This window comes from Pseudomonas sp. ASL9, assembly GCF_056680335.1.
This window is the reverse complement of sequence record NZ_CM155277.1, coordinates 879,597-905,838: the sequence shown is the minus strand read 5'-3', so window position 1 is coordinate 905,838 and position 26,242 is coordinate 879,597. Positions and strand designations below refer to the sequence as shown.

Annotated in this window: 21 protein-coding genes; 13 read left to right on the top strand and 8 right to left on the bottom strand. The window is 56.9% G+C overall.

The annotated features are described in order from the left end of the window. Window positions 1–31: 31 nt before the first annotated feature. The 3 genes from AC1ME2_RS04250 to AC1ME2_RS04240 form a co-directional block, all read right to left on the bottom strand. A complete protein-coding gene (locus AC1ME2_RS04250) occupies window positions 32–1,489 on the bottom strand; it encodes a mannose-1-phosphate guanylyltransferase/mannose-6-phosphate isomerase (RefSeq protein WP_480439516.1) in 1,458 nt (485 codons plus the stop codon). Continuing rightward, window positions 1,489–2,925 (bottom strand): undecaprenyl-phosphate glucose phosphotransferase, encoded by a 1,437-nt coding sequence (locus tag AC1ME2_RS04245; protein WP_480439514.1) that lies wholly within the window; start codon window positions 2,923–2,925, stop codon window positions 1,489–1,491. Before AC1ME2_RS04245 ends, AC1ME2_RS04250 begins: the two co-directional genes overlap by 1 nt. Before the next feature lie 348 nt (window positions 2,926–3,273). Further along, window positions 3,274–3,741 (bottom strand): hypothetical protein, encoded by a 468-nt coding sequence (locus tag AC1ME2_RS04240; RefSeq protein ID WP_480439513.1) that lies wholly within the window; start codon window positions 3,739–3,741, stop codon window positions 3,274–3,276. A 297-nt stretch (window positions 3,742–4,038) separates the two neighbouring features. Here AC1ME2_RS04240 and AC1ME2_RS04235 point away from each other — a divergent pair, with 297 nt between their 5' ends. Together AC1ME2_RS04235 and AC1ME2_RS04230 are read left to right on the top strand one after the other, a co-directional pair. Then, complete coding sequence (locus tag AC1ME2_RS04235; RefSeq protein ID WP_480439511.1) at window positions 4,039–4,968, top strand: chemotaxis protein CheV; 930 nt, start codon at window positions 4,039–4,041, stop codon at window positions 4,966–4,968. 99 nt (window positions 4,969–5,067) lie between these two features. Beyond that, window positions 5,068–5,877: an MOSC domain-containing protein gene (locus AC1ME2_RS04230; protein ID WP_480439510.1), complete on the top strand. Its 810-nt coding sequence runs from the start codon at window positions 5,068–5,070 to the stop codon at window positions 5,875–5,877. 57 nt (window positions 5,878–5,934) lie between these two features. Here the strand turns inward: AC1ME2_RS04230 and AC1ME2_RS04225 are convergent, their stop codons facing one another. Beyond that, complete coding sequence (locus AC1ME2_RS04225) at window positions 5,935–7,863, bottom strand: transglycosylase SLT domain-containing protein (RefSeq protein ID WP_480439509.1); 1,929 nt, start codon at window positions 7,861–7,863, stop codon at window positions 5,935–5,937. 231 nt (window positions 7,864–8,094) lie between these two features. Between AC1ME2_RS04225 and AC1ME2_RS04220 the strand changes: the two genes are divergently transcribed. Then, window positions 8,095–10,005, top strand: a complete 1,911-nt coding sequence (locus tag AC1ME2_RS04220; RefSeq protein ID WP_480439508.1) for an ATP-binding cassette domain-containing protein — start codon at window positions 8,095–8,097, stop codon at window positions 10,003–10,005. Between the two features lie 107 nt (window positions 10,006–10,112). On the opposite strand, the gene AC1ME2_RS04215 is transcribed toward AC1ME2_RS04220, so the two are convergent. Further along, on the bottom strand, window positions 10,113–10,553 hold the full coding sequence (locus tag AC1ME2_RS04215; protein WP_480439506.1) for a universal stress protein: 441 nt from the start codon (window positions 10,551–10,553) through the stop codon (window positions 10,113–10,115). Between the two features lie 101 nt (window positions 10,554–10,654). On the opposite strand from AC1ME2_RS04215, the gene AC1ME2_RS04210 reads away from it, so the two are divergent. The 7 genes from AC1ME2_RS04210 to AC1ME2_RS04180 all read left to right on the top strand — a co-directional run bounded on the left by AC1ME2_RS04210 (window position 10,655) and on the right by AC1ME2_RS04180 (window position 19,158). Then, on the top strand, window positions 10,655–11,092 hold the full coding sequence (locus AC1ME2_RS04210) for a hypothetical protein (RefSeq protein WP_480439505.1): 438 nt from the start codon (window positions 10,655–10,657) through the stop codon (window positions 11,090–11,092). 635 nt (window positions 11,093–11,727) lie between these two features. Next, on the top strand, window positions 11,728–13,875 hold the full coding sequence (gene fadB / locus AC1ME2_RS04205; RefSeq protein ID WP_480439503.1) for a fatty acid oxidation complex subunit alpha FadB: 2,148 nt from the start codon (window positions 11,728–11,730) through the stop codon (window positions 13,873–13,875). Between the two features lie 24 nt (window positions 13,876–13,899). After that, entirely contained in the window at window positions 13,900–15,075 is a 1,176-nt protein-coding gene (fadA, locus tag AC1ME2_RS04200; RefSeq protein WP_480439502.1) for an acetyl-CoA C-acyltransferase FadA, read from the top strand. Between the two features lie 105 nt (window positions 15,076–15,180). After that, window positions 15,181–15,417: a DUF1653 domain-containing protein gene (locus tag AC1ME2_RS04195; RefSeq protein ID WP_480439501.1), complete on the top strand. Its 237-nt coding sequence runs from the start codon at window positions 15,181–15,183 to the stop codon at window positions 15,415–15,417. 114 nt (window positions 15,418–15,531) lie between these two features. Continuing rightward, on the top strand, window positions 15,532–18,144 hold the full coding sequence (gene topA, locus AC1ME2_RS04190) for a type I DNA topoisomerase (RefSeq protein ID WP_480439500.1): 2,613 nt from the start codon (window positions 15,532–15,534) through the stop codon (window positions 18,142–18,144). A gap of 136 nt (window positions 18,145–18,280) precedes the next feature. Continuing rightward, the gene (locus AC1ME2_RS04185; RefSeq protein ID WP_480439499.1) at window positions 18,281–18,802 is read left to right on the top strand and encodes a DUF6586 family protein; all 522 of its coding nucleotides are present in this window, start codon (window positions 18,281–18,283) and stop codon (window positions 18,800–18,802) included. A 122-nt stretch (window positions 18,803–18,924) separates the two neighbouring features. Next, window positions 18,925–19,158 (top strand): hypothetical protein, encoded by a 234-nt coding sequence (locus AC1ME2_RS04180; RefSeq protein ID WP_219063182.1) that lies wholly within the window; start codon window positions 18,925–18,927, stop codon window positions 19,156–19,158. Window positions 19,159–19,172: 14 nt separating this feature from the next. Here AC1ME2_RS04180 and sulA read toward each other — a convergent pair whose 3' ends face one another. Further along, the gene (gene sulA / locus AC1ME2_RS04175; RefSeq protein WP_480439498.1) at window positions 19,173–19,643 is read right to left on the bottom strand and encodes an SOS-induced cell division inhibitor SulA; all 471 of its coding nucleotides are present in this window, start codon (window positions 19,641–19,643) and stop codon (window positions 19,173–19,175) included. A gap of 10 nt (window positions 19,644–19,653) precedes the next feature. After that, window positions 19,654–20,262, bottom strand: a complete 609-nt coding sequence (gene lexA / locus AC1ME2_RS04170) for a transcriptional repressor LexA (protein ID WP_480439497.1) — start codon at window positions 20,260–20,262, stop codon at window positions 19,654–19,656. A gap of 264 nt (window positions 20,263–20,526) precedes the next feature. Between lexA and AC1ME2_RS04165 the strand changes: the two genes are divergently transcribed. The 3 genes from AC1ME2_RS04165 (at window position 20,527) to AC1ME2_RS04155 (ending at window position 23,197) form a co-directional block, all read left to right on the top strand. Beyond that, window positions 20,527–21,234 carry a TetR/AcrR family transcriptional regulator gene (locus tag AC1ME2_RS04165; RefSeq protein WP_480439495.1) on the top strand — a complete coding sequence of 236 codons (708 nt, stop codon included), beginning with the start codon at window positions 20,527–20,529 and terminating at the stop codon, window positions 21,232–21,234. Window positions 21,235–21,446: 212 nt separating this feature from the next. Continuing rightward, a complete protein-coding gene (gene nagZ, locus AC1ME2_RS04160) occupies window positions 21,447–22,445 on the top strand; it encodes a beta-N-acetylhexosaminidase (protein WP_480441997.1) in 999 nt (332 codons plus the stop codon). A gap of 11 nt (window positions 22,446–22,456) precedes the next feature. After that, a complete protein-coding gene (locus AC1ME2_RS04155; protein ID WP_480439494.1) occupies window positions 22,457–23,197 on the top strand; it encodes an S-methyl-5'-thioinosine phosphorylase in 741 nt (246 codons plus the stop codon). A 336-nt stretch (window positions 23,198–23,533) separates the two neighbouring features. Here AC1ME2_RS04155 and AC1ME2_RS04150 read toward each other — a convergent pair whose 3' ends face one another. Continuing rightward, the gene (locus AC1ME2_RS04150; RefSeq protein WP_480439493.1) at window positions 23,534–26,227 is read right to left on the bottom strand and encodes a DEAD/DEAH box helicase; all 2,694 of its coding nucleotides are present in this window, start codon (window positions 26,225–26,227) and stop codon (window positions 23,534–23,536) included. Window positions 26,228–26,242: the final 15 nt, after the last annotated feature.

The following is a 26,242-nucleotide window of genomic DNA, read 5'->3' as shown; positions in this document are numbered from 1 at the left end:
CTGCTTTTCTCACGACGGTGTTACCGGCCTTCTAGGACTTGAGCGTCTCCACGGGCACACGGCCATAAATGTCGGTGAACCGAACAATATCGTCTTCGCCCAGGTATTCGCCGCTCTGTACTTCGATCATCACCAGATCGATCACGCCGGGGTTGACCAAGCGGTGAGTGCGACCTGGTTTGATAAACGTCGATTCGTTGGTGTCGAGCAGAAACTCACTGTCGCCATTGGTCACCCTTGCCATGCCGCTGACCACGATCCAGTGTTCGCTGCGATGATGGTGCATTTGCAGCGACAGTGACGCTTGGGGGCGAACCATGATGCGTTTGATTTTGAAGCGCTTGCCTTCTTCGAGCACGGTGTAGGTCCCCCATGGGCGGGTGACGGTCCGGTGCAGGCGGTAAGCATCGTGGCCCTGGCGCTTGAGTTCCTTGGCGATAATTCGGACCTCCTGGCAACGCTTGGCATCGGCGATCAGCAGCGCGTCGGGGGTGTCGATGATGATCAGGTCGTCCAGGCCGATGCAGCCCACCAACCGTTGGGGTGAGTCTATGTAGCAGTTGGTCACTTCATGCAGAACGGTCTGGCCGTTGCATTGGTTGCCATTGGCGTCTGCAGGGCTCAGTTCACGCAGAGACTGCCATGAGCCGATGTCGCTCCAGCCCAGCTGGCATGGCACCACAGCGACTTTTCGCGAGAGTTCCATCACGGCGTAGTCGATAGAGATGTCCGGGGCTAGGGCGAACAACTCACTGTTCAGTTCCAGCTGCAATTCGTGATTGCCTTCCTTGCTGGGACTTTGCTCCAGGCACGCTTTGACCGAGGCCAATACCTGCGGCGCGTGCTCTTGGAGTTCGCGCAGGATGGTGTCGGCGCGCATGCAGAACATTCCGGCATTCCACAGATGCAATCCGCCGTCGAGGTAACCCTGAGCGGTGTCAGCGTCCGGTTTTTCGATAAATCTGGCCACTTGATAGGCCGTCGGGTCCAAAGCATCACCTTGTTCGATATAGCCAAAGCCAGTTTCAGCCTTGGTCGGCACGATGCCGAATGTCACCATCCAGCCTTGATCCGCGAGATCTCGGGCCGCGCTGACCGCTTGAGCAAACGCTTCCACGTTCTTGATCAAGTGATCGGCGGGAAGAATTAACAGGTGCGCATCGTCGCCATACAAACGAGCGACATGCAGCGCGGCCGCCGCGATGGCGGGGGCGGTATTGCGCCCGAACGGTTCGAGGATGAAGTCCAGGTTCGCGTTGCTCTTATTGAGCAGGCGGTAGTCGTCCACCGTACGGAAATACAGGTCGCGGTTGGTCACCGTCAGGATTCGGTTGACGTCGGCCAGCGCGGAGGCCCGGACGAAGGTTTTTTGCAGCAGGCTTTCGCCATCGGGAAGACGCATGAACGGCTTGGGCATGGCTTCGCGAGAGACCGGCCACAGTCGGGTGCCAGCGCCGCCGGCGATAATGCAAGGAATGAGGGTGCTCATCAATAGGCCTCGCGAGTGAGTAGCACTGCTGGAACAGTGCGGAAAAGGATGTATAGATCGAACCAGACCGACCAGTTTTCTATGTATTCGAGGTCGAATTCGACGCGTTTTTCGATTTTTTCCAAGGTGTCCGTTTCACCACGATAGCCGTTGATTTGCGCTAGGCCAGTAATGCCTGGTTTAACCCGATGACGTGAGGTGTACTCCTTGACCGCTTCTTCAAAAAGAATGCCGGCGGCTTTGGTCGCAGTGGCATGCGGGCGCGGCCCGACCATGGACATACTGCCGGCGAAGACGTTGAACAGTTGTGGCAGCTCATCAAGGCTGGTCTTGCGGATAAAGCGGCCGACCCGGGTGATTCTGGCGTCACCTCGAGTGGTTTGCATATCTGCGGTCGCATCGGTTTGATGCTGGTACATCGAGCGGAACTTGTAGACTTCGATCAGCCGGTTGTTGTAGCCGTAGCGTTTTTGCCGGAACAGCACCGGGCCCGGGGAATCGAGTTTAATCGCAGCGGCAACCAATATCATCACGGGTAACAGTAGAAGCAGAGCGAAGCTCGCCAGCACCATGTCCTCTAGCCGTTTGAAAAATGGCGACCAACCGCTCAAGGGCACTTCGGACGCATTGAACATCGGCAGATTAGCCACTTCGGTAATGCGGTTGTGAGCATGCCGGAACGCAACCATATCCGGCACCAGCAGGACGTTGACGGGCAACCTGCGCAGCTCACGAATGATATAGTCCATGCGGTTTTCTGCGGTCCAGGGCAGTGCGACCAACACTTGCGTGACTTTTTCTTCGCGAATCAGCCTTTCCAGATCGCCGGAATTACCCAGCAGTGGCAGATCGGCTACTGTTTTGGGCATGCGCCCGATGCGGTCGTCGATAAAACCGGAAACCCCGGAGCGAATATCCTGATTCTGAGCCAGGTATTCGGCCAGGCGTTCACCGTTTTCAGTCGCGCCGAGAATGATCGCGTTCTGCAGGAAAACCCCTTTTTGCATCAGGCGCTGGAACACCGTCAGAAGGAAAAAACGCTCGACGCCGAACAGCACAAAACTGGTCAAGAACCAGAGGGCCAGTTGCTCATTGGAAATGTAGTTGAGCAGTGACAATGCCTGGTGCATGAATAGCAGCAGGAAAAACGCCGAAGACCAGGCGAACAGAGTCAGGCGAAAGCGCAGCAGGTTGCTGAAGATGGACTCTGAATAGACCCCGATTGCCTGAAAGATCAATACGCTGATGAAGCCAAAGAACATCAGCACGGCCAAATAGCTGTTCAGCGCGGCGGGGTTGTCGTTTTGCCAGAATGCCAGAATCAATAATCCTGGCAGGATGCAGGTCACGCCATGCGCCAAGCGAATACCGAAAAGAAAGTAATCGACCAGGCTGGAATGTGTAAGCAGAAGACTGTCAACCGGTTGTAAGCGCATAAACTACCTACCCCTCAAGTCACGAACTCAGTGCCAAATCCTGCGGTACTGGGACAGATGCTTACTAGGTAAGTCAATAAAATGGCTTTTTCATGGCGGCCTCTCTATTAAGCCAATATTTTGTCGAATTTCGAATTAAACACGTCTGGTGATTGCATTTCAATGGCAATTTTCAACAGTGCGGCGTTTTTTCTACAAAATGTGTTGGTGCTTCAGCGACCCTTCGCAATCTCCCTCTGCTGAATCTACTGCTTGGAGTAAAGCTGACGAAACACGCGGTGTCGTTTGGTGATGGATTTATCGGCAGGCCGGAGGTGGGCATGTGTTGTGCCCGACAACAATCTTGCCTTAGATGATTGAGTCATTCAGGGCGGTCGACCCGCGCATGTGAGGCATAAGCTGTGAACATTGATCCTCAAGTCCGGCGATGGTCGCGAATGCGTTCAGCAACTCCTGTTGTTCGCGGCCATCGAGCAACAGCATTCCTGTGTCGGTATCGACCAGTTCAAGTTGCCAAGCAAGGAGGATGACGCAGCGCCTGAGGCTGGACAGCGCATCGCCCTGAAGGCGTGTCTGGGGGTGGGCAAGGTCGAGCAGGTGACGAATATGCCGGGAGAAATCAGCGATGCTCTCAAGAGACAGGGCGTCTGCCTCGTGGGTGAGGGTCGACAGGGTATCGAGCAGGCACTCGATGGCGTCGTTGTCGTTGATGAACAATTCCAGATGACTCAGGCATTCTTCCGACTTGGCGAGAAGTGTCTGCGATTTAATCAGAAAATCAGGAAGCGAAGGTTGCCACTCATTGCTGTTCAACATGCTTTATCTCCGCAACTCATGGGCAGCGATCGTAGGTCGCGCTCGGCGAGTGGCTTCAAGTTAATGTTGAAACCAAACGGATGTCTGTAGTCCATTTCCGAATGTTTATTTTCGGTTTCAGTCGGCGAATCCTTTGCCCCTACCTGCTATGCAGCGCGCCTGGCAAATGGCGCAAGCAGTGATACTGATGTGACATCAAGGGCTTTACATGGCATTTTGTTGCAATTAAGGTCCAGCTCACTTCGGCCGATAACGGGTTGAGCGCTATCAATACGAACCATCCCCCAGGAGTCATCAATGGCCGGCATTCTCGACACGGTAGATCAACGCACGCAGCTGGTGGGTGAGAACCGCCTGGAAATTCTGATGTTTCGCCTGGCCGGTCGACAGCTGTTCGCAATCAACGTCTTCAAGGTTCAGGAGGTCCTGCAACTGCCCAAGCTGACCTTGATGCCACAACGTCATCCCTTTGTCTGTGGTGTGGTCAACCTGCGTGGTCAGACGCTGCCGGTCATCGACCTTTCCCAGGCCATTGGTATGCGTCCGCTGATACCCGGGCCCAACAGTACAATCATCGTTACGGAGTACAACCGCTCGGTACAGGCGTTTTTGGTCGGGGGAGTTGATCGCATCGTCAATATGAACTGGGAAGCTATTCTGCCGCCGCCTGCCAGCGCAGGCCGTCAGCATTACCTGACTGCTATCAGTAAGGTCGATGATCAGTTGGTGGAGATTATCGATGTCGAAAAAGTCCTCGCTGAAATCGTGCCTTACAACGCCAAAGTTTCCCGCGAAAAACTGCTGGACCCGATCCTGGAGCTCGCCCGTGGTCGCGAAGTGCTGTTGGTGGACGATTCAAACGTGGCGCTGACGCAGTTGCGCGAAACCCTGTCCCAGCTTGGGGTAAAGATGCACATCGCCCGCGATGGTCTCAAGGCATTGAATATGCTCAAGGCCTGGGCTGATACAGGCGAAGTGATGACTGACAAGCTGTTGATGGTGTTCACCGACGCCGAGATGCCGGAGATGGACGGATATCGGCTGACCACCGAGATCCGCAACGATCCACGCTTGCGCAGTCTGTATGTGGTTCTGCACACCTCGTTGTCGGGCAGCTTCAACGAATCGATGGTGAAGAAGGTCGGCTGCGACAACTTCCTTTCCAAGTTCCAGCCGGATAAGTTGGTCGACGTGGTGCGTGAGCGCCTGATGCTGGATCAGGTCTGACGGATATTCGCCTGTTTCTGGTTTCGTGACGGGTTTTTGGGGTGTCGTACGGGGTGGTAACTCGTATAAATTGACGCTTTGCCCATTACGGAGCTGGCCATGTTGCGTCTCAGTGCGCTTTATCGATTTCCACTCAAGTCTGGCAGGGCCGAACCTCTGCAGCAGGCCCGATTTGATGGGTTGGGTTTGGCTGGAGATCGACGCTGGATGCTGGTGGAGGAGGCCTCAGGGCGCTTTTTCACTCAGCGCGCCATGCCGCACATGTCCCAGTTGTCTGTGCTGTGGAATGCCGGTGGCGGTGTCACCCTCAATGCGCCCGGCTTCCAGGCACTCGATGTTCCCCTCCCTGAAGACACCGAAGCATCGCTGCGTGGCGTGACCGTATGGCGCGACACGTTGCGCGTGCCAGATGCCGGGGACGAGGCGGCGCAGTGGCTCAGCGAATTCATGGGCAAGCCTACACGCATGGTTCATGTGCCCGACAAGCGTGCTCGCTGGTTGCCCAGCGGTTACGGCACCATCGAAGACAAGGTGGGTTTTGCCGACGGCTTTCCGTTACTGCTGATTGGTCAGGCTTCGCTGGATGACTTGTCCGCCAAGGTAGGGCGGTCGCTGGAGATGCTGCGGTTCAGGCCCAATTTGGTGGTCGAGGGCAGCGAGGCATTCGCCGAGGATGGCTGGAAGCGTATCCGCATCGGCGACATTGAGTTTCGCCTGCTCAAGGGCTGTTCGCGATGCATTCTCACGACCATCGACCCAGCGACGGGCGAGCGCACCGAAGACCGCGAACCATTAACCACCCTCAAGACCTATCGCGAGCGCGAAGGGGAGGTGTGGTTCGGGCAGAACATGGTCAGCGACGGGCCTGGCACCCTGGAAGTAGGCATGCCAGTGACGGTTCTGGAGTAGGCGTCAAGCCATTCGCAGCGGGACGCTGCGAATGCAATAGGTCAGGCAGCGAAGATCTCAAAAATCGTCGAAAAACCGTTCGTGCCAATCCACCAAAGGTTGCGGGGCGTTGAGTTTTTCCCCGTAGATCACCGAATAAGACAGCACGTTCTGCACGTACTGACGTGTTTCGTCGAAGGGGATGCTTTCGACCCACACGTCGAATGCCAAGTGGTTAGCGCCTTTGAGCCACTGGCGAACACGGGCGGGGCCGGCGTTGTAGGCAGCCGATGCGAGCACGCGATTGCCATTGAACTGGCTGTGTACCTGGCTCAGGTAAGCAGCGCCCAGCTCGATGTTTTTATCCGGATCGAGCACTTGCTGAGGCGACGCCAGAGGGATGCTGAATTTGCGTGCGGTTTCCTTGGCGGTGGCCGGCATCAATTGCATCAAGCCGCTGGCGCCGACGCCGGATCGAGCGTCGTCCATGAAGGCACTTTCCTGGCGCGTAATGGCAAATACCCAACTTGAGTGCAGGCCGCGGACATTGGCTTCACGTACCAGCGTATCGCGGTGGGCCATCGGGAAGCGGATGTCCAGATCGTCCCAGTATTGCGCCTGGCTGATGGTGCGAATGGCCGGGAAGTACCACTGCATATCATAGGCCAGCCTGGCCTGAGCGACCATTTCATCGCGGCTGAACAGGTGGCTAACGTGATACCACTCGCGCCGACCGTCGACTATCTGGCCGCGATCATGAAATTCCAGCGCCCGGCGTATACCCGGCGTATTGCGGACCTTGTTGATGACTTGCTGGCTGAGCATCAGCGGTTTGTTGTTCAGCTGATAAGCGGTCTGCGAGCGATCGGCGGCGAGAAAACCGTAAAAATCCCGCTCCTTGGCGACTGCTTTATACAAGGTTGGCACCAGCGGACTATTGGGCTGGGACAGTTCCAGTGAGCGTGCTTGCCAGTAACGCCAGCGATTAGTAGTGGCGAGATCCTGCGGCAGTTTGCGTGTCAGTTGATAGGCATCGTCCCAACGGCCCAGACGCAGCAGCAGGCGCAAACGCCATTCTGTGACCGTGTTGTCGCGCAAGTCCGGGTCATATTTAGTCATGACCTCCAGCGCTCGGCCATCGAAACGGCGGGCCAGTGTCAGGCCGATCTCCCGAGCGATTTCCACTTGTTCTTCGTGTGAAAAATGCATCCGCGCCGAATAGCTGTCGAGCATTTCCATGGCATTCTGCGGGTCTAGCTTGGCCAGGCGACGCAGCCCAAGGCCGACCACGTCGGACATGGCTTCGTCGGTAGGCGTGAAGCGCGAGGGATCGTTGAGCAGTTCAGGTTTTTGCGCGACCGCGATCAGCAGTCTGCCTTGCGGGGCGAGGGTTACGAGGCTGTCGACCAAGGTGTTGGCCAAGTTGTAGTTGCGCGCGTGCGCGGCCAACTTGGCCCGCTGCCAGCGTTTTTGTTCAGGTAGCTGGCCCTCCGCCGCCCAGCGATCAAACAATGCATCGCACGCGGCAGGTTGGGTCTTGCCAGTCATCCATAACTTTTCGGCGTTGGCATAGCCTTCGACACGCAGGTTATGACTCAGTTGGTATTGGCCGTAGAGGCAATCGAGTTCGGTGAAGTTGAGCTTGGGGTCGTAATACCGAACGAACGTCTCCCAGTCGCCGCGTTCAGCCAGCCAGCGTAACCAGCGCAATTTCATCCAGTTGGCCTGAGGCAGGTCGCCGTGAGCCGAGAGGAATCGTTCAATCTCCGGATTGCTCGCAGTCTTGAGTCGTGCTGTCAGCTCGTCATATTCCAGGTACGGCTCCAGCGGGTAGTCGGCAAGGGCCTGGCTATAACGCACGTAAGGGCCGGAATCGCCTTTGGCCAGTGCGCGTTTTGCCTCGTCGTAATACTGACGCTGTAGGGTGAGATCTACTGCCTGAACTGACTGTGCGGTGGCAGCAGAGAGAATCAGGCAGGATAAGAGACTGAACAAGCGACTGCGCATGAGACTTCCGTGCAGATTAATCGTGAAAAGTACTACTAGCTTAGCCCTTTGCCAGCTTCGGGTGGAAGCACTGCCAACTGCGCACCGTGTGACATAAATATTCATCCCTGTCTTTCATATTAGGCGGTAAAGGGCGGATTTGCTTTCCGGGCGCCCACCCGGTGGTCATTGAATGCCAACATCGCCTCGGGTATCTCAGGTAGAATGCGCGCCCAGTTTTTGGAGAAACTCATGACCCTGCTCAAATTCAGCGATGTGTCCCTTGCTTTCGGCGCTATGCCGTTGTTGGACAAGGTGTCCTGGCAGATCGCCCGTGGTGAGCGGGTGTGCATCATCGGCCGCAACGGCACTGGCAAATCCAGTATGTTGAAGCTCGTCAAAGGCGTACAGAAGCCTGACGACGGCTCTGTGTGGCGTGCTCCCGGTCTGAAGATCGGCGAGCTGCCGCAGGAATTGCCGGTGGCCGACGAGCGGACAGTGTTCGATGTGGTTGCTGAAGGTCTGGATGGCGTCGGCGCACTGCTCGCCGAGTACCACCACCTGAGCCAGAACATCGTCACCGCTGAGGATCTGGACAAACTGATGCACGTCCAGCACGACCTTGAGTCCCGCGACGGCTGGCGTCTGCAGCAATTAGTCGACAGCACCTTGAGCCGTCTGCAATTGCCGGCCGACAAAACCCTGGCCGAGCTGTCCGGAGGCTGGCGTCGCCGGGTTCTGCTGGCACAGGCCTTGGTTTCCGAGCCGGATCTGTTGCTGCTCGACGAACCAACCAACCATTTGGACATTGGTGCGATCGCCTGGCTTGAAGAGGCCTTGATGGGCTTTCAGGGCGCGGTTTTGTTCATTACCCATGACCGGTCCTTTCTGCAGAATCTGGCAACCCGCATTCTTGAGCTGGACCGTGGCGGCCTGATCGACTGGGACGGCGATTACGCCAGCTTCCTGGTTCACAAAGAAGCCCAGTTGTCTGCTGAAGAGACCGCCAACGCGCTGTTCGACAAGCGCCTGGCACAAGAAGAAGTCTGGATTCGTCAGGGCATCAAGGCTCGCCGCACTCGTAACGAAGGCCGCGTACGCGCCTTGAAAGAGTTGCGTGTGGAACGCGGTGAGCGCCGTGAGCGCACCGGCAAAGCCAACATTCAGCTGGACACATCCGACAAGTCCGGCAAACAAGTGATGGTACTGGACAACGTCAGCTTCGCTCACCCGGGCGGTCCGTTCCTGATCAAGGACTTCTCCATGGTCCTGCAGCGTGAGGACCGTATCGGTCTGTTGGGCGCCAACGGTACCGGCAAGACCACCTTGCTCAAGCTGATGCTCGATAACCTGCAACCTACCAGCGGTAGCGTGGAAGTGGGGACGCGTCTGGAGGTGGCCTATTTCGATCAGTTGCGTCACCAGCTTGATCTGGAAAAAACCGTTATCGACAACGTGGCCGAAGGTCGGGATTTCATCGATATCGACGGTCAGAGCCGGCATGTGCTGAGCTATCTGGGTGATTTCCTGTTCAGTCCGCAACGTGCACGTACGCCAGTGAAGGCATTGTCCGGTGGCGAGCGTGCGCGTTTGTTGCTGGCCAAGTTGTTCAGCAAGCCAGCCAACCTGCTGGTGCTTGACGAACCCACCAACGACCTGGACGTGGAAACCCTCGAACTGCTTGAAGAAGTGCTGTTGACCTTCAAAGGCACCGTGTTGATGGTCAGTCACGACCGGGCATTCCTCGATAACGTCGTTACCAGTACGCTGGTGTTCGAAGGTGAAGGCAAGGTTCGTGAATATGTAGGCGGTTATCAGGACTGGCTGCGTCAGGGTGGCTCGCCGCGTCTGTTGGGCGTGACCGAGAATAAATCCGGTAAAGCCGAACTGGCGACTGCGGTTGTTGCTGCTGCGCCAGTGGCCGCGCAGGAAATGCCGGTAGCCAAGAAGAAGCTCAGCTACAAGCTGCAACGCGAGCTGGAAGCGTTGCCTGGGCTGATCGACGATGTCGAAGCGCAGATGACGGCCTTGAATGCTGAAATGGCTGAGGCCGGTTTCTATCAGCGTCCTGCGGAGCAGGCTGCGGCAGTGCTGGCGCAACTGGAAAACCTGCAAGCGCAACTCGATGCATTGCTTGAGCGTTGGGCCGAGCTGGACGCGTAATGCGTTTTGCTTTGCTGAGCTGAATAAGAAAGCCCGGACCATTTAAAGCAAATGGTCTGGGCTTTTTGCTGAAGGCTGGTCGCACCTGCCTTCAATTTACATCCCGGTTACTCCGGGCGCTTCAGGCGGACGGCAAGAACATCGCACGGCGCGCCGTGGAGGACGTCATTGGCGGTCGAGCCGAGCAGTAGTGCCAAGCCGTGCCGGCCATGGCTGCCGACGACGATCAGATCGCAGCCCTGCACTTTGGCCAGTTGATGGATTTCCTGTCGGGGCTGGCCATAAGTGAGATGGCTGTCGCCGATTCTGACTTCTGGGTATTTCAGCTTCAAGGCTTCGAGTTTTTCCTTGGCCTGATCGAACTGCTGCTGTTGCAGTTGGGAAAGATCCATCGGTACATCGCCGCCAAAGGCCATCGCCATGGGTTCGACGATATGCACCAGGGACAATTTGGCGCCATTACTGACAGCGAGTTCACGAGCGCGGCGGATAACAGGATCGCACTCTTCAGTGAGGTCTATAGCGACCAAAATGTGTTCGTATGGCATAAGGAGTCCCTCTTGAGGATTGCGATAGCGTTAAGTATGGCTCTTTTCACGCGCGGCTGGGTGCGTGGTCAAATTGATAATTACTTCTGGAAATAAGAAATATGACGGTCTGGATAGTCTTGTCAATATTTGCGCTGGTCCTGAGCCCTTTGGCATGGTTGCGACCGTCGCGCCACCAGAGCGGGAAAATGGCCCTGCGCCTGGAGGCTCGACGTATTGGCCTTGGTATGCAGTTGGCGGCTCAGGAGTGGCCACACTGGCTACCAGAGGAGCCGCCAAGCCCCTGCGCGCAATATCACCGATCACGCCGCAGTGAGCAGGCAGCGTGCTGGGTCTATTGGCAAACCGCACCGGGTATCTGGCTCAACCAATGGCGTGAACCCTGCGAGGATGCCCTGTTGATGGTCCAGTTCGGCACACTTCCCGCTGACGTATTCAAGGTGGAGGCGGGCAAGCAAATGATCGCTTTGTACTGGGCCGAGCGCGGCGAGTCCGAAATATTGCACCGTATTGTTGCCGTGCTTAAAGCGCTGGCTTGATGATTCTGGCGGTTCTGGCAATCAGCCACACCTCAACATCCAGGCAATAAAAAGCCCGACAACAACATCGGGCCGGGGTTGGCCAGGCAGGCCGATAATCAGTAACAATTCCTGGTGCAAGGCTGGGGAAGCGCCGTGCAATGAATGTTTCAGCCGGTTTCACCGGACACTGAAACATTTAGTGCGCTGAATGTAGTCGCTCCTGACGCGTTTGTCGCTGCCGCGCCCTTTTTTATTCGAAAAGAACCCGTGCCACACTCAAGCAGGTGTGGGGTTTGCCTGTCTCTTTGCATCAGCCTATCCGTCATGATGTGCATGAATCTTTTCCCCTCAAACGCGTATCAAGCCTGAGACAGATACGGATGAATGATCATGCATCTGCATAATTCACCGTTTTTATTGGCGTTTTGTTGATTTGACAATTGTCGGGATTTCCGTGATGGTGTCCGTACCCAAATCAAACGGGCGTATGAAATGAGCGTTTGCATTGTCAGACGGCTCTTACAGAATCCCGACTAACACGTCGGCGGGTGTGCCTGGCGGTTTGGCGTTAGCATCGACGGAAACGTCGTCGCCACGCCGGCTTCTAGCGTCCGACGTGTATTGTTCAGCTTCCATATCGTGGAGATCAGTTGATGATTTACGAAGGTAAAGCCATCACGGTTAAGGCTCTTGAAAGTGGCATCGTCGAATTGAATTTCGATCTCAAGGGTGAGTCCGTCAACAAGTTCAACCGTCTAACCCTCAACGACCTGCGTCAGGCCGTTGATGCCATCAAGGCTGAGGGTTCGATCAAGGGCGTGATTGTCACCAGTGGCAAAGACGTCTTCATCGTCGGCGCCGACATCACCGAGTTCGTCGACAATTTCAAGTTGCCGGATGCAGAGCTGGTGGCGGGTAACCTTGAAGCCAACAAAATCTTCAGCGATTTTGAAGACCTCAGCGTTCCAACCGTCGTGGCCATCAATGGCGTCGCCCTGGGCGGTGGCTTCGAGATGTGCCTGGCAGCGGATTTCCGCGTGATGTCCAGCAGCGCTAAGGTCGGTCTGCCTGAAGTCAAACTGGGCCTCTACCCAGGTTTCGGCGGTACTGTGCGTCTGCCACGCATCATCGGTGCCGACAACGCCATCGAGTGGATCGCTTCGGGCAAGGAAAACCGTGCTGAAGATGCCCTGAAAGTAGGTGCTGTCGATGCGGTGGTTGCTCCTGACAAGCTGCGTGAAGCCGCGCTGGACCTGATCAAGCGGGCCATTTCCGGCGAGTTTGATTTCAAGGTCAAGCGTCAGCCGAAGCTGGACAAGCTCAAGCTCAATGCTATTGAGCAGATGATGGCGTTCGAAACCGCCAAGGGCTTCGTTGCCGGTCAAGCCGGCCCGAACTACCCTGCACCGGTCGAAGCGATCAAGACCATCCAGAAAGCCGCCAACTTTGGCCGCGACAAAGCGTTGGAAGTCGAAGCTGCCGGTTTCGTCAAAATGGCCAAGACGTCTGCCGCGCATAGCCTGATCGGCTTGTTCCTGAACGATCAGGAACTGAAGAAAAAGGCCAAGATCTACGATGAGGTCGCTAAAGACGTGAAGCAGGCGGCCGTACTCGGCGCTGGCATCATGGGCGGCGGCATTGCCTATCAATCGGCTGTCAAAGGCACGCCGATCCTGATGAAGGACATCCGCGAAGACGCCATTCAACTGGGTCTGAACGAAGCGGCCAAGCTGTTGGGCAACCGTGTCGACAAAGGTCGGCTAACGTCGGCCAAGATGGCTGTGGCCCTCAACGCGATCCGTCCGACGCTGTCCTATGGCGATTTCGGCACCGTCGACTTCGTCGTCGAAGCCGTGGTTGAAAACCCTAAGGTCAAGCAAGCTGTACTGGCCGAAGTCGAAGGGCAGGTCAAGGAAGGCACCATTCTGGCGTCCAACACCTCGACCATCTCCATCAGCCTGTTGGCCAAGGCCCTCAAGCGTCCGGAAGATTTCGTCGGTATGCACTTCTTCAACCCAGTGCATATGATGCCGCTGGTCGAAGTCATTCGTGGTGAGAAGTCCAGTGAAGTCGCAGTTGCGACGGCAGTGGCTTACGCCAAGAAAATCGGCAAAAACCCGATCGTGGTCAATGACTGCCCGGGCTTCCTGGTCAACCGTATCCTGTTCCCGTACTTCGGCGGTTTTGCCAAGTTGGTCAGTGCCGGTGTGGACTTCGTTCGCATCGACAAAGTCATGGAAAAGTTCGGTTGGCCAATGGGGCCGGCCTACCTGATGGACGTGGTCGGCATCGACACCGGCCATCACGGTCGCGATGTCATGGCTGAAGGTTTTCCTGATCGCATGAAGGATGACCGTCGTTCGGCTGTGGACGTGCTTTACGAAGCCAATCGTCTGGGTCAGAAAAACGGCAAGGGCTTCTACGCCTACGAGATGGACAAAAAGGGCAAGCCGAAGAAAGTCGCCGATGCTGCCGTGCTTGAGATACTCAAGCCGATTGTGTACGAGCAGCGCGAAGTCTCCGACGACGACATCATCAACTGGTTGATGATCCCGTTATGCCTGGAAACCGTACGTTGCCTGGAAGATGGCATTGTCGATACTGCCGCTGAAGCTGATATGGGCTTGATCTACGGCATCGGTTTCCCTCCATTCCGTGGCGGTGCGCTGCGTTACATCGACTCCATGGGTGTCGCTGAATTCGTCGCGCTGGCTGACAAATACGCCGATCTGGGCGCCTTGTACCACCCCACCGCGAAGCTGCGTGAGATGGCCGAAAATGGCCAGAGCTTCTTCGGTTAAGCGCCCAACGACTGAGAGGAATTTATGAGCTTGAATCCGAGAGACGTCGTGATTGTTGACTTCGGTCGCACCCCGATGGGCCGCTCCAAGGGTGGCATGCACCGCAATACCCGTGCTGAAGATATGTCCGCGCACCTGATCACCAAGTTGCTGGAACGCAACGTCAAGGTCGATCCGGCGGAAGTCGAAGACGTGATCTGGGGGTGTGTGAATCAGACCCTGGAGCAGGGCTGGAACATCGCTCGCATGGTGTCGCTGCTGACGCCGATTCCGCACACTGCGGCTGCACAGACGGTCAGTCGCCTATGTGGTTCGTCCATGAGCGCCCTGCACACTGCTGCGCAAGCGATCATGACCGGCAACGGTGATGTGTTCGTGATCGGTGGTGTCGAGCACATGGGGCACGTCAGCATGATGCATGGCGTGGATCCGAACCCGCATATGTCGCTGTACGCTGCCAAGGCTTCCGGCATGATGGGCCTGACGGCAGAAATGCTCGGAAAAATGCACGGCATCACCCGTGAAGCGCAAGACGCTTTCGGTGTGCGTTCGCATCAGTTGGCACACAAGGCAACGATTGAAGGCAAGTTCAAGGACGAAATCATCCCGATGCAAGGGTATGACGAGAACGGTTTCCTGAAAATGTTCGACTACGACGAGACCATTCGTCCAGAAACGACATTGGAAAGCCTCGCCGCCTTGAAGCCTGCTTTCAACCCGAAAGGCGGCACCGTGACGGCGGGGACTTCCTCGCAAATCACCGACGGCGCATCCTGCATGATTGTCATGTCTGCACAGCGCGCTCAAGACCTCGGCATCCAGCCTATGGCGGTTATCCGCTCCATGGCGGTGGCAGGTGTTGACCCGGCGATCATGGGCTACGGTCCAGTACCGGCAACGCAAAAAGCCTTGAAGCGTGCCGGTCTGAGTATTGCCGATATCGACTTCTTCGAGCTCAACGAAGCTTTCGCCGCACAGGCCCTGCCAGTGTTGAAAGATTTGAAAGTTCTCGACAAGATGAACGAGAAGGTTAACCTGCACGGCGGCGCAATTGCTCTGGGTCATCCATTTGGGTGTTCTGGTGCGCGTATCTCCGGCACGTTACTGAATGTCATGAAGCAAAATGGCGGTAACCTTGGGGTTGCTACCATGTGCATTGGCCTCGGTCAGGGCATTGCAACCGTCTTCGAACGCGTCTAAAAGGTTCGAGTGATGGACGCCGGGGCCTTGTGCCCCGGCTTTTGTTTTTCTGAAAAATTGTTTTTGAAACTTTTTATTTCGGATTTATTTTGCGAGGGTAGCAACATGCAGCTACAACCAGGACTCTATCGCCATTACAAGGGCCCTGAGTACCGTGTATTTAGTGTTGCCCGGCACTCTGAAACCGAAGAGGAAGTGGTCTTCTATCAAGCGCTCTATGGCGATTACGGCCTATGGGTGCGCCCTTTGAGCATGTTCCTCGAATCCGTTGAAGTTAACGGTGAACAGGTGCCTCGCTTTGCGTTGGTTCACGTCGAACCCAGTCTGTTTTCAAGGCCTTGAGCTGAGATCGCGCAGTAGCCTGTGCTTGACCTCACCTGATTGCCACTATATATAGCGGGGCCTCGACAGGCACCAACCGCCTTTCATTTCTAGAATTCAGGAATTTTCTGATCCATGGGCAAATCGCTGGTCATTGTGGAATCCCCGGCTAAGGCCAAGACCATCAACAAGTACTTGGGTAACCAATACGTGGTGAAGTCGAGTATCGGCCATATCCGAGACTTGCCCACTAGCGGTTCCGCTAGCGCCAGCAAAGAGCCTGCTGCCAAGCGTGGCAAGGCTGCCGTTGGTGACGCGCCCGTGCTTACGCCGAAGGAAAAAGCCAAGCGCCAGCTAGTCTCGCGCATGGGTGTCGATCCTGATCACGGCTGGAAAGCCAAGTACGAAATCCTTCCTGGCAAAGAGAAGGTGGTAGAGGAGCTACGCCGGCTCGCCAAAGACGCTGACATCATCTATCTCGCAACCGACTTGGATCGCGAGGGGGAAGCCATTGCCTGGCACCTGCGCGAAGCCATCGGTGGTGACGACAGCCGCTACAAGCGCGTGGTGTTCAACGAAATCACCAAGAAGGCGATTCAGGAAGCTTTCTCCAAGCCAGGTGAACTGGATATTGATCGGGTCAACGCCCAACAGGCGCGTCGCTTCCTCGATCGCGTGGTGGGTTACATGGTGTCGCCGCTGCTCTGGCAGAAGGTCGCCCGTGGCTTGTCAGCAGGTCGTGTGCAATCGGTTGCCGTGAAGCTGGTGGTGGAGCGTGAGCGCGAGATTCGTGCGTTCAACCCCGAAGAGTATTGGGAAATCCACGCCGACCTGGGCACCACCAAGGGTGCCAACGTACGCTTCGAAGTGGCTCGCGAAAATGGCGAAGCCTTCAAGCCGTTGAATGAAACCCATGCTATGGCTGCGCTGGAGAAGCTCAAAGCTTCCAGCTACAGCATCGTCAAGCGTGAAGACAAGCCGACCAGCAGCAAACCTTCTGCGCCGTTTATCACGTCGACTTTGCAGCAGGCGGGCAGCAACCGCTTGGGCTTTGGCGTGAAAAAAACCATGATGATGGCTCAGCGCTTGTATGAGGCGGGCTACATCACGTACATGCGTACCGACTCGACTAACCTGTCGGTTGACGCGGTCACCATGGCGCGCAGCTACATCGAAACCGAGTTCGGCAAGAATTACCTGCCTGAATCGCCAAACGTCTACAGCAGCAAAGAGGGCGCACAAGAGGCGCACGAAGCGATTCGTCCGTCTGATGTCAACACCCACCCGAGCAAGCTGACGGGTATGGAGCGTGACGCTGAGCGCCTCTACGAGCTGATCTGGCGCCAATTCGTCGCGTGCCAGATGCCACCGGCGCAATACCTGTCGACCACCGTCAGCGTCGCTGCTGGCACCTTTGAGCTGCGTGCCAAGGGCCGCATCCTCAAGTTCGACGGTTACACCCGTGTCATGCCGCAGATGGCCAAGCCGGGCGACGACGATGTGTTGCCAGACATGGGTCAGGGCGACAACCTGAAACTGAACAAGCTTGATCCAAGCCAGCACTTCACCAAGCCGCCTGCGCGTTACTCCGAAGCGAGCCTGGTGAAGGAAATGGAAAAGCGTGGGATCGGTCGTCCGTCAACGTACGCTGCTATTATTTCGACCATTCAGGATCGTGGCTACGTCGCGTTGCATAACCGTCGTTTCTACTCCGAAAAAATGGGCGATATCGTTACCGGGCGCTTGTCTGAAAGCTTCTCGAACCTGATGGACTATGGGTTTACGGCCGGCATGGAAGAGAATCTCGATGATGTCGCTCAAGGTCAGCGTGACTGGAAAAACGTGCTCGACGAGTTCTACGGCGACTTCAAGAAAAAACTCGAAGTAGCCGAAGCACCCGACAGCGGCATGCGTTCCAACCAGCCGGTGATGACAGACATCCCGTGCAAGCTCTGCGGTCGTCCGATGCAGATTCGTACGGCGTCGACCGGGGTGTTCCTGGGTTGCTCCGGGTATAGCCTGCCGCCTAAAGAACGCTGCAAGGCGACCGTCAACCTCACGCCCGGCGACGAAATTGCCGAGGATGATGAGGGTGAGTCCGAGTCGCGGGTGTTGCGTGGCAAGCACCGTTGCCATATTTGCAACACGGCCATGGACGCTTACTTGCTGGATGAGAAGCACAAGCTGCACATCTGCGGTAATAACCCCGATTGCGTGGGTTATGAGATCGAAGAGGGCACCTACCGGATCAAGGGTTATGAAGGCCCTAGCCTCGAGTGCGACAAGTGTGGCTCCGAGATGCAGCTCAAGACAGGTCGTTTCGGCAAGTTCTTCGGTTGCACTAACCCTGACTGCAAGAACACCCGGAAACTGCTGAAAAGCGGCGAAGCGGCGGGACCGAAGATGGACCCGGTGAAGATGCCCGAACTCAAATGCGAGAAGGTCACCGACACTTACATTCTGCGTGATGGTGCTTCCGGGCTGTTCCTCGCCGCCAGCCAGTTCCCGAAAAATCGCGAGACTCGTGCTCCGCTGGTGATCGAGATCGTGCCGCACAAAGACGAAATCGATCCGAAGTACCACTTCCTTTGCGACGCGCCGAAGAAAGATCCAGACGGTCACCCTGCGGTGATTCGTTACAGCCGCAAAACCAAAGAGCAATATGTACAAACCGAAGTGGAAGGCAAGCCGACAGGCTGGCGTGCGTTCTACGATGGCAAGGCCTGGAAGGTCGAAGACAAGCGTTGATCTATTGCGCCTGATCCCGTCAGGCGCCCATCAATTGTCTGATGCTGGCTCGCCCGGTGCGCCCAAAGCGCGTTGCGCGAGCCAGATTTGCTTTGAGTAGAGCTGTTCTTTTTTGTTTGTGATGGAGGGTGCCACCATGGCCCACGAACTCTATACCCGCACCAACCAGAAAATTTACTTTGCAGGGCTGGCCCTTGACGCGCTGGCCAAGGCTCAAGAAGGCCGGGCTATGAATTCTATCGCACTGGTTCAGGCTGAACGTGAGTCCGCACTGTTTCACCTGTATGGCGCGTTGCTCGGTTTGTGCCATGAGATCGCGGGATTTTACCGCTTGCCCCAGGCCAGTGCACCGCGCGCAGAGCTGCTGCTGACCAAGGAGGTGCTGGACGCTATCGCGATCCCGGAAATGGCCGAGCTGATCGAACTGGCACAGAACCGTGAAACCTGGCTAGCGCAGTTGCTGGAGGCCTACAACGCGTTGTTCTTGCCGCCGCGTGCGCCAAGGAAAGCCAAGGGTGACGTTACTCAGCCGATGATCGTTGCCGTCAACCTGGATAACGAGCCTGTGCCAGAGTTGAGTCGCGAGGAAATGGAAAGTTGGCGCCAGCAGCTCAAGAGTTTGACGATTCGTTTCCGCGAAGGGCTGAGCGAGTGCTGATTGATTGATGGGTTAGGGCCTGTTGACGTTTGGCAACGCGGTTCGCCACCAAACGTCAACAGACCCTAGGGGCTGAGTCGACTGGCTGATACAATGCTGACCTTTCGTGGAGAACAGACCCTATGCCAACGTCCTTTTTAGAAATTGTCGAGTTGCCCGACGGCCGTATCGAACTGCGCCGTGCTGAGGACGAGGGCTCCTTGGTTACCTTGGACTTTTCTGCTGATGCCAAGGCCTTTTTGCAAGGTCAGCACGTAGAAATCGCCAAAGCCATGCTGAGCGTCGGCGTTCAGATGGCAGGGCGCCTGGCGGAAGGTGACTTTGATAAGCACGATGGTCCGCGCGTTCTTCATTGATCGCGGGCTGATCTTTAGCCCAGTCGAATATTCAAACTTTGTGCATCACCCGTCCTGGCAGCGTTGATTAACTGTTGGCGCGCTCCAGCATTGATCGGGTTGAGCCAGCTGACAACCGTATGGCTGCGACCCAGTCGCAGAGCTTCGCAGGTCAATTGCAACGCGCTTTGCGTGCCACGTGGTTGCAGCAGAAGAATCCGTTCACGATTAAGCCCCGCATCACGTAACCAGGCCTGAGTCAGGCTCGCGGGTGGCGCGATCAATGTCAGCCAGCGACCCTGGTCCTGACTCAACTCCCGCAAAATCGGCGCCAGAAGGTTCAGACAGTTCCCGGCCGCGCCGCGCAATGACAGTTCACTAAAAACGTCTGGCTCTGTGTTCCAGGGCGTTTCGACCACTTTTTGAAGGCGCGGGGCGATGGGCTGTGCCATGAATGCCTCGAACAGTGGTAGTTGTGCATGCTGCGGGGTTTGGGGGAACTGCATAACGTCTCCTTTAGCGGCGAATGACGCCAACACTCAAGCCTTCGATCACCAATTCCTGATCTTTGAGGTTCACTTCAATAGGGGCGAAATCCGGGTTCTCGGCGAGTAGCCAGACCTTGCTGCCTTCACGTTTGAAGCGTTTAACCGTGACTTCATCGCCAATTCGCGCCACGACGATCTGGCCGTTGCGGGCTTCGCGGCAGGTGTGGACGGCAATCAAGTCGCCATCGAGGATGCCGACGTCCTTCATGCTCATGCCATGTACGCGCAATAAATAGTCGGCACTCGGATGGAAGAAAGACGGGTTGATGTTGCAGGACTCTTCGACGTGTTGCTGTGCCAGAATAGGTGCGCCAGCCGCGACGCGACCGATGATCGGCAGGCTGCGGTCCTCGGACTTGGCTTCGAAGCCAGGAATACGAATGCCCCGTGAGGCGCCAGGCGTCATTTCGATAGCGCCCTTGCGCGCCAGGGCCTTGAGGTGCTCTTCCGCTGCGTTGGGCGACTTGAAGCCCAGTTCCTGAGCGATTTCCGCACGGGTTGGCGGGTAGCCGTTATCTTCAAGGCAGCGTTTGATGAAACTCAGAATTTCAGCTTGGCGTGGCGTCAGTTTTATCATGTTGATCGCTCTGTCTTTTTGTACAGTGACTGGGATTATATACAGTGATTGCATCTTGGCAATCGTCCTTTTTGTTCAGGCCGCTGGACGGTCTATAGAGGGTGGTTGGGCGGTGATTCGAGGCGATAAGTCGCACGGTGGCTACAGGTCCCGCCTTATATGATTAAATGCATGACTGGTCAGCCAGAAAGTGGACGGGCAGACTTGACAACTGGCCCGGTTGAAACGTATGTTTCAAACGAGTGTTTGTCAGGCAGAAGAATCATGGCTCAGTCAGAAACAGTTGAACGTATCCTCGATGCTGCTGAGCAGCTATTCGCGGAAAAAGGCTTTGCCGAAACTTCGTTGCGGCTGATCACCAGCAAAGCCTCCGTCAATCTGGCGGCGGTGAACTATCACTTCGGTTCGAAGAAGGCCCTGATTCAGGCGGTTTTCTCGCGCTTTCTCGGGCCGTTTTGCATCAGTCTGGACCGAGAGCTGGAGCGCCGACAGGCCAAGCCAGAACACAAGCCTACGCTTGAAGAGTTGTTGGAAATCCTCGTCGAACAAGCTTTGGTTGTGCAACCGCGCAGTGGTAACGATCTCTCGATCTTCATGCGCTTGTTGGGTCTGGCGTTCAGTCAGAGCCAGGGTCACTTGCGTCGTTACCTGGAAGACATGTACGGCAAGGTATTTCGCCGTTACATGCTGCTGGTCAATGAAGCGGCCCCACGTATTCCACCGATTGAACTGTTCTGGCGCGTGCATTTCATGCTCGGTGCCGCAGCGTTCAGCATGTCCGGGATCAAGGCGTTACGGGCGATTGCCGAGACTGATTTCGGCATCAATACCTCCATCGAGCAGGTGATGCGTCTGATGGTGCCGTTCCTCGCAGCCGGTATGCGGGCCAAAACGGGCGTGACCGACCCCGCCATGGTCTCGGCACAACTCAAACCACGCATCAAAAGTACGGCCACCGTTGCCAAGGTTTGACTGTTGATGGGTGGGCGCGGCAGCGTTCATCGGCTAAGCTAGCCACCCATGCGTACCCTCGATTTATTCATGTCTCCCACGTCAACTCGCGTCTGCCCGGCTCCGCCGACAGGCAGCGGGTTGTGCGTCTGGCTGTCTCCACTGCGCGTTGATGCCATTCCCGAACAGGGTGTCGGCTGCGTCGAGTTAAGGAATTTCATATGAGTTCAGGCCTGCAAGGCTCGTTGATGGTGGATGTCGCCGGTACTTGGCTGACCGCTGAAGACCGCCAGTTTTTGCGTCAGCCCGAAGTCGGCGGTCTGATCATTTTTGCCCGTAATATCGAGCATCCACGTCAGGTTCGTGAGCTCAGTGCCGCGATCCGTGCGATACGGCCTGACCTGTTGTTGGCGGTGGATCAGGAGGGCGGTCGGGTACAGCGTCTGCGTCAGGGTTTTGTCCGATTGCCAGCGATGCGGGCGATTGCCGACAACCTGAATGCCGAATCTCTGGCCGAACATTGCGGTTGGCTGATGGCCACTGAAGTGTTGGCGGTCGGGCTGGATTTGAGTTTCGCTCCGGTGCTGGACCTGGATTATCAGCGCAGTGCCGTGGTCGGCAGTCGTGCTTTTGACAGTGATCCCGAGCGCGCCGCATTGCTGGCCGGTGCCTTCATTCGTGGCATGAACGCCGCTGGCATGGCGGCAACCGGTAAACACTTCCCTGGCCATGGCTGGGCTGAAGCGGATTCCCATGTCGCGATTCCGACAGACGAGCGCAGCCTGGATGAAATCCGCGCCAAGGACCTTGTGCCGTTTGCTCGCCTGAGCAAACAACTGGCCGCCGTGATGCCAGCCCATGTCATTTACCCGCAGGTCGATGCCCAGCCTGCTGGTTTCTCCCGGCGTTGGTTGCAGGACATCCTGCGCGGTGAATTGCAGTTTGATGGGGTGATTTTCAGCGATGACCTGTCCATGGCCGGCGCGCATGTGGTCGGTGATGCGGCGAGTCGCATCGAAGCTGCCTTGACCGCCGGATGTGACATGGGGCTGGTGTGCAATGACCGGGCTGCTGCCGAGCTGGCACTCAGTGCCGTGCAACGGCTGAAGGTCAAACCGTCGCCACGTATTGCGCGCATGCGCGGCCAAGCGTACGCCACCACTGAATATCGTCAGCATCCACGCTGGCTGGCGGCCCTTGAAGCGCTACGTGCCGCCCAACTGATTGACTGAAGGATTTTTCAATGACTGTTTACGCGATTATCGGCGGTACCGGCCTGACCCAACTTGATGGCTTGAATATCCGTCAGTCCCTGCCGATGAATACGCCTTATGGCGCGCCGTCAGGTGAGATTCAGGTGGGCGAATATGCAGGCCGGGAGGTGCTGTTTCTGGCGCGCCACGGTCACCCCCATCGTTTTCCGCCGCATCAGGTCAACTACCGGGCCAACCTGTGGGCATTGAAACAGGCCGGGGCCGAGGCGATCCTGGCCGTGAATGCCGTGGGCGGGATTCATCCGGCCATGGGCACTGGGCATTTCTGCGTGCCGCACCAGTTGATCGACTACACCAGCGGTCGTGAGCACACCTACTTCGCCGATGATCTGGAGCAGGTGACTCATATCGACTTCAGTTATCCCTACAGCGAAGCGTTACGCACGCGACTGATTGCCGCGCTGGCGGCCGAAGGCTGTGCTTACAGCGACCACGGTGTGTATGCCTGCACTCAGGGGCCGCGTCTGGAAACTGTGGCGGAGATCATTCGGCTGGAGCGTGACGGTTGCGATATCGTCGGCATGACCGGCATGCCTGAAGCAGCGCTGGCCCGCGAGCTGGATGTGGCTTACGCCTGCCTGGCACTGGTGGTCAATCCAGCGGCTGGCAAATCGTCGGCAGTGATTACCATGGCCGAGATTGAACAGGCGCTGCATGACGGTATGGGCAAGGTGAAAGCCACCTTGGCGCGGGTACTTGCTGCGGGCTGAAGGGTTGATCGATAACCTGAGCTGCGTAAGACTGCGATTGGGTCGGCCATGCTGGCATCGCGGGCAAGCCCGCTCTCATCAAACAAAAAATAACGCATTGAAAAACAAAGAATAAATCTTATTACATTTTCAGCCAAAATGCTGATCCCCTGTAGGAGCTGCCGAAGGCTGCGAATCGGTCCGGGGTCGCGTCCGACCGTAGCAGTCGTAAACTCTGGATGGCTGAAGGTCGTGCCGACCTTATCGCAGCCTTCGGCAGCTCCTACAGGGACCCAGTTTGCTGCGCGACAGCGCGGCGTCGAAGACGCGGCGAGGCCTCCTGCAGGGGTGTCTGATTCAATGCTTTATCTTTTTGACCGGCGCGGGCAGAGGCGCGAACAGGGCGGCGATGTCGTCGCTTCCCAGCTTCCAGTCGCCAGCGGTTCGGCCATCCAGTACGCCTGATGCCAGTGCTGATTTTTCCTGCTGCAGGCGCTGGATTTTCTCCTCCACCGTGCCTCGCGCGATCATCTTGTAGACGAACACCGGTTTGTCCTGGCCGATGCGGTATGCGCGGTCGGTGGCTTGATTTTCGGCGGCCGGGTTCCACCAGGGATCGTAATGGATCACCGTGTCGGCGGCGGTCAGGTTCAGGCCGATGCCACCTGCTTTGAGGCTGATCAGGAAAATCGGCAGCTTGCCGCTCTGGAAGTCCTGCACCGGTGTGCGCCGGTCCTTGGTTGTCCCGGTAAGCAATGCGTATTCGATACCGCGCTGTTTTAGTTCGGCTTCGATCAGGGTCAGCATTGAGGTGAACTGCGAGAACAACAGGATTTTTCGGCCTTCGACCAGCAGCTCTTCAAGCATTTCCATCAGGCTGTGCAGCTTGGCCGAGGTGCCATGGCGCCCGGTTATGGGGGCGCTGTTGACCAGGCGCAAATCGCAGCAGACCTGACGCAACTTGAGCAGCGCTTCAAGAATAATGATCTGGCTGCGACCAACGCCTTTGCGGGTGATTTCGTCGCGAACCTTCTTGTCCATGGCCAGGCGCACGGTTTCATACACGTCGCGTTGCGCATCGTTGAGCTCGACCCAATGGATGATTTCGGTCTTGGGCGGCAGTTCGGTCGCGACTTGCTCCTTGGTCCGACGCAGCAGGAACGGCTTGATCCGCGCATTCAGATGCTGCAAGCGCTCTTCGTTGCCGTGTTTCTCGATGGCGGTGCGGTAGTTGCTGTTGAACTGCTTGCTGTCACCCAGCCAGCCAGGCATCAGAAAGTGGAACAGTGACCATAGCTCGCCCAGATGGTTTTCCAGCGGCGTGCCACTGAGGCACAGGCGCTGCCTAGCGTTCAGGCTGCGCGCGGCCTCAGCGGCTTTGCTGTTGGGGTTCTTGATGTACTGCGCTTCGTCGAGGATCAGCACATGCAGCGGTTGCTGCGCCAACAGCTCGACGTCACGGGGCAGCAGCGCATAGGTGGTGAGGATCAGGTCGTAATCCTGGAGGCTAGCGAAGTCCTGGCGCCGGCTCGGCCCATACAATGCCAACACCCTTAGTTGAGGGGTGAAACGCTCGGCTTCATCCATCCAGTTAGGGATCAGGCTGGTGGGCATCACGGCCAGAGACGGACGATCAAGACGACCCGCCTGCTTTTCGATCAGCAGGTGGGCCAGGGTCTGCAAGGTTTTGCCCAAACCCATGTCATCGGCCAGGATGCCGCCCACTTCCAGTTCGCGCAGCGATTGCATCCAGCTCAGGCCTTCAAGCTGATAGGGCCGCAGGGTCGCATTCAGGCCGTCTGGCACGGCCACTGAAGTGTTCTTGATGTCCGCCAAGCGCTCGGCAAACTGACGCAGGCGTTCGCCACCTTCCCAGGTCAGTGGCAGATCATCCAGCAGGGTCAGGCGTGCGGCGTCTACTTTACTGAGGCGAAGTGCGTTGTTGCCGTCTTCGCGCCAATAGAAATCGCCCAGCGTCGCCAATACGGGCTTCAGGCGACCATAGGGCAGCGCGACCTGCACCGGGCCACCGCCTCGCTGGGTGAAATGGTTGAGCTGGACCAACAGTTGCTCGTCATCCTGGCGGTTAGCGATCCCTGCCGGGCTCATCAATTCGGGATGGCTGCGCAGTAGATTGATCAGGATGGGTAACAGACTCAGGCGTTCGCCATTGACGATGATGCCCAGTTCCAGATCGAACCAGTCGCGCTCAGGCGGCTCATCGATGACTGCGTACCAGTCGTCTACGGGAGTGAGATCGAACGCGAACTCCTCGGCAATATCGATTTCCCAGCCTTGCTCGCGCAGTCGCGGCAGGTCATTGATCATGAAGTTCAGCCATGCTTTGTCGCTCGGCAGTTCGAACATGTCCCCCGCGCTGTCGGGCAAGGCTTTGCTTTGTCGGGTCGCCAGTCTGAAGCCAAACTCATGAATGACCTGCCGCAAGCGTTTTTCCGCTTCGGGATGGCGGCGGATGCGTAGGGTTTCAGTGTCGTTGTGTTCCAGGATGTCGGTGGTTTTACTTCCTGTCGCATAATGTTCGCCGTAGCCAAACGCCAACGCCGCGCGATGCTGAATATGCCGTTGCATACGGCCATTACGCGGTTCGTACGCGCTGAATTCGAAGCTGGCGAGAATCAGTCGAGGGACAGGCTGGGTGTCAATCAGGCGCTCCGGCAGCGCGGGCTTTGGCTCGGCTCTTACTGGCGCAGTCGTGCGGTTTGGCACGTCAATCGCGGCGAGGATCGAGGCTTTGTTTTCTGGGTCTTGCAGGAAGAAAAGAGCGGCGGCGCAATGCTTACAGTTATTGCGCACGGGGCAGGTGCATTTGCACACCACGAATTGTTTATGGTTGTCCGGGTCTTTGAGGATGAGGGTTTGCGTGTAGATTTCCAGACCCGAGCCTCTGCACACGGTCCGGATCAATTCGGGGCTCAGGTGCTGCAACATGATGCGTTGCTGCTGGGCATAGTCGCGCCCTCGCTCAAGGCTTTGAGCTTTGAAGGCGTGTGCCCATGGCGAGGCGAGAATTTTTTCAAGAATGGACGACACAGTTCAATACAGCCC

Bases quoted from the DNA above. Each gene is read 5' to 3' on its own strand.
- AC1ME2_RS04250 (WP_480439516.1), bottom strand. From the start codon at position 1,489: ATGAGCACCCTCATTCCTTGCATTATCGCCGGCGGCGCTGGCACCCGA.
- AC1ME2_RS04245 (WP_480439514.1), bottom strand. From the start codon at position 2,925: ATGCGCTTACAACCGGTTGACAGTCTTCTGCTTACACATTCCAGCCTG.
- AC1ME2_RS04240 (WP_480439513.1), bottom strand. From the start codon at position 3,741: ATGTTGAACAGCAATGAGTGGCAACCTTCGCTTCCTGATTTTCTGATT.
- AC1ME2_RS04235 (WP_480439511.1), top strand. From the start codon at position 4,039: ATGGCCGGCATTCTCGACACGGTAGATCAACGCACGCAGCTGGTGGGT.
- AC1ME2_RS04230 (WP_480439510.1), top strand. From the start codon at position 5,068: ATGTTGCGTCTCAGTGCGCTTTATCGATTTCCACTCAAGTCTGGCAGG.
- AC1ME2_RS04225 (WP_480439509.1), bottom strand. From the start codon at position 7,863: ATGCGCAGTCGCTTGTTCAGTCTCTTATCCTGCCTGATTCTCTCTGCT.
- AC1ME2_RS04220 (WP_480439508.1), top strand. From the start codon at position 8,095: ATGACCCTGCTCAAATTCAGCGATGTGTCCCTTGCTTTCGGCGCTATG.
- AC1ME2_RS04215 (WP_480439506.1), bottom strand. From the start codon at position 10,553: ATGCCATACGAACACATTTTGGTCGCTATAGACCTCACTGAAGAGTGC.
- AC1ME2_RS04210 (WP_480439505.1), top strand. From the start codon at position 10,655: ATGACGGTCTGGATAGTCTTGTCAATATTTGCGCTGGTCCTGAGCCCT.
- fadB (WP_480439503.1), top strand. From the start codon at position 11,728: ATGATTTACGAAGGTAAAGCCATCACGGTTAAGGCTCTTGAAAGTGGC.
- fadA (WP_480439502.1), top strand. From the start codon at position 13,900: ATGAGCTTGAATCCGAGAGACGTCGTGATTGTTGACTTCGGTCGCACC.
- AC1ME2_RS04195 (WP_480439501.1), top strand. From the start codon at position 15,181: ATGCAGCTACAACCAGGACTCTATCGCCATTACAAGGGCCCTGAGTAC.
- topA (WP_480439500.1), top strand. From the start codon at position 15,532: ATGGGCAAATCGCTGGTCATTGTGGAATCCCCGGCTAAGGCCAAGACC.
- AC1ME2_RS04185 (WP_480439499.1), top strand. From the start codon at position 18,281: ATGGCCCACGAACTCTATACCCGCACCAACCAGAAAATTTACTTTGCA.
- AC1ME2_RS04180 (WP_219063182.1), top strand. From the start codon at position 18,925: ATGCCAACGTCCTTTTTAGAAATTGTCGAGTTGCCCGACGGCCGTATC.
- sulA (WP_480439498.1), bottom strand. From the start codon at position 19,643: ATGCAGTTCCCCCAAACCCCGCAGCATGCACAACTACCACTGTTCGAG.
- lexA (WP_480439497.1), bottom strand. From the start codon at position 20,262: ATGATAAAACTGACGCCACGCCAAGCTGAAATTCTGAGTTTCATCAAA.
- AC1ME2_RS04165 (WP_480439495.1), top strand. From the start codon at position 20,527: ATGGCTCAGTCAGAAACAGTTGAACGTATCCTCGATGCTGCTGAGCAG.
- AC1ME2_RS04155 (WP_480439494.1), top strand. From the start codon at position 22,457: ATGACTGTTTACGCGATTATCGGCGGTACCGGCCTGACCCAACTTGAT.